We start from the raw sequence: 2,654 nt of genomic DNA, 5'->3' as shown, positions 1-2,654 counted from the left end.
CGGCGCGGACCCGAACCCGCCCCGGCCGAGCGCGCCCGGCCCTTCTTGCGCGACTCCTCGCGGACCCGGCGCACCACGGTCGCCGGGTCGTCCCAGCCCACCCACCCGGCGAGCTGACGGGCATACTCATCCCGCAGTGACGAGTCGCGGATGTCCGCCACCACCGGCACCGTGCGCCGCAGCGCCTCCACGCGCCCCTCGGCGTGGTCCAGGTCGTAGTCCTCCAGCATCGACCGGATCGCGAACTCGAACATCGGCACCCGCGCCGACACCAGGTCCCGCACCGCGACGTCGCCCTTGGTCTGACGCAGATCACACGGGTCGAGCCCCGGCGGGGCCACCGCGACGAAGGTCCGGCCCGAGAACTGCTGATCGCCCGAGAACGCCCGCAGGGCGGCCTTCTTGCCCGCCTCGTCACCGTCGAAGGTGTAGATGATCTCGCCGCGGAAGTAGTTGTCGTCGAGCATCAGCCGCCGCAACGTGGACAGGTGATCCTCGCCGAACGCCGTGCCACACGCCGCGACCGCCGTGGTCACGCCCGCCGCGTGCATCGCCATGACGTCCGTGTAGCCCTCGACCACCACCGCGCGCCGCTGCGAGGCGATCTCCCGCTTGGCCAGGTCCAGCCCGAACAGCACCTGCGACTTCTTGTAGAGCATGGTCTCGGGCGTGTTCATGTACTTGCCCAGGGTGTCGTCCTCGAACAGCTTGCGCGCACCGAAGCCGATCACCTCGCCGGCCAGGTTGCGGATCGGCCACAGCAGCCGGCGGTGGAAGCGATCGATGAGCGTCCCCCGCGAACTGGTCTTGGACAGCCCCGCCGCCTCCAGCTCCTTGGGCTCGAAGCCCTGCCGCATGAGGTGCTTGCTCATGGTGTCCCAGCCGGCGGGGGCGTAGCCGCAGCCGAAGTGCTGCGCCTGGGCCATGTCGAAGCCGCGGTCGGTGAGGAACGTCCGCGCCGTCTCAGCCTCCGGGTCCTGCGCGAGCCGCTCCGCGTAGAACTTCTGCGCCGCCGCGTTGGCCTGCGCCAGCCGGGAGCGCGTGCCGCGGTCGCGCTGGACCACCTGCCCGCCGCCCTCGTAGGAGATGCGGTAGCCGATCCGGTCGGCCAGCTGCTCGACCGCCTCGACGAAACCGATGTGCTCCATTTTCATGAGGAACGCGAAGACGTCACCGCCCTCACCCGTGGAGAAACAGTGGAAGTAGCCGTGTTGCGGACGCACGTGGAACGAGGGGGTCTTCTCGTCCTTGAACGGGGACAGCCCCTTGAGCGAGTCCGCGCCCGCCGGCTTCAGCGCCACGTACTCGCCGACGATCTCCTCGATACGGGTGCGTTCGCGGATCGCGGCGATGTCCTGCTCCGGAATCCGCCCTGCCATGCGCCCAGAGTAGCCGCCCGCGCGGCGGACCGGCGTGGCCCCTCTCCGGGGCCGATACGCTGGGCTCATGATCGCCGCTTCACCCCGTCCGGCCACCCCCGTCGCCCTCCGCCGCCTTCACCTCGCGGCGGTCTCGCTGCTCGCCGCGCTCCTGGTCTGCCTGACGGCGTGGGGTTCCCCGACCGCCGCCGCGGAGCCGCCGTCGAACCTGCGGCAGCAGCTCACCGACTCCGCGGGCGTGCTCGGCGGCGACTCCCGCGACGTGGAGAGCCGACTGGCCGAACTGCGCTCCACCGACCAGATCCAGCTGTGGGTGACCTTCGTCGACACCCTCGACGGCATCCCGGTCGAGGAGTGGTCGCGGCAGACCCGGGAGCTCTCCGATCTGGGCGCCTCCGACGCTCTGCTCGTGGTGGCCGTGCAGGACGGCCGGTACTGGTTCGAGTTCGACGACCCGGAGGGCTCCCCCGCCGACGACCAGCGGACCGCCCAACAGATCGCCGACCGCGACATCGAGCCGCGCCTGGCCGACGACGACTGGGCCGGCGCGGTCATCGGCGCCGCCGACGGACTCGAGCGGCAGGGTTCCGGTTCCGAGATCTCGCCGTTCGCGATCATCGCGGGGATCGCGGTGATCGTCGTCCTCGTCGTCGTCCTGGTCCTGGTCACCCGCCGACGGCGCGTCGCCCGCACCGCGCGGCAGGCGGAGGACGCCCGCGACATCCCCGGCGACGACACCGCGCGGATGTCCGCCCTGCCGATCGACGTGCTCGACGCCCGCGCCCGCGCCGGGCTCGTGGACGCCGACCAGGCCGTGGACGCCTCCGCCACCGCGCTCGAGACCGCCACCGGCGAGTTCGGCGACCTGCGCACCAGGCCGTTCCGTGCCGCGCTCGATGCGGCACGCTCGGAGGTCGCCGCCGCGCACGGGCTCGTCCAGCGGCTCGACGACGACATCCCCGAGACACCCGATCAGCGCAAGGCGATGCTGCTCGAGGTGGCCGCCCGCGCCGAACGGGCCGAGCGCGGGCTGGAGGACCAGGCGACGGCGTTCGCGGAGATGCGTGACCTGCTCATCAACGGCGGCGCCTCCGTGGACGCGCTCACGCGCCGCGCGGTGGCCCTGCGCGCCCGGCTGCCCGAGGCCGAGAAGACCATGTCCGACCTCCGCGAGCGGTTCCCGTCCGCGGTGCTCTCCTCCATCGCCGACAACCTCTCGCTGGCCGAGCAGCTGCTCGACGCCGCCGAGGCGGAGACCGGCCGCGCCCGCGTCGC

2 protein-coding genes are annotated in these 2,654 nt (G+C 72.3%); one reads left to right on the top strand and one right to left on the bottom strand.

Annotation, left to right across the window (positions count from 1 at the left end; translation table 11 throughout):
* On the bottom strand, nt 1-1,379 hold a 1,379-nt coding region (dnaG, locus tag HMPREF3086_RS03535; RefSeq protein WP_070720182.1), incomplete at its 3' end, for a DNA primase.
* A gap of 67 nt (nt 1,380-1,446) precedes the next feature.
* Between dnaG and HMPREF3086_RS03530 the strand changes: the two genes are divergently transcribed.
* A partial coding sequence (locus HMPREF3086_RS03530; RefSeq protein ID WP_210401829.1) for a TPM domain-containing protein occupies nt 1,447-2,654 on the top strand: 1,208 nt, incomplete at its 3' end.

It is taken from the genome of Dietzia sp. HMSC21D01, assembly GCF_001815995.1.
Taxonomy (GTDB): domain Bacteria; phylum Actinomycetota; class Actinomycetes; order Mycobacteriales; family Mycobacteriaceae; genus Dietzia; species Dietzia cinnamea.
This window is presented reverse-complemented; position numbering and strand designations above follow the sequence as displayed.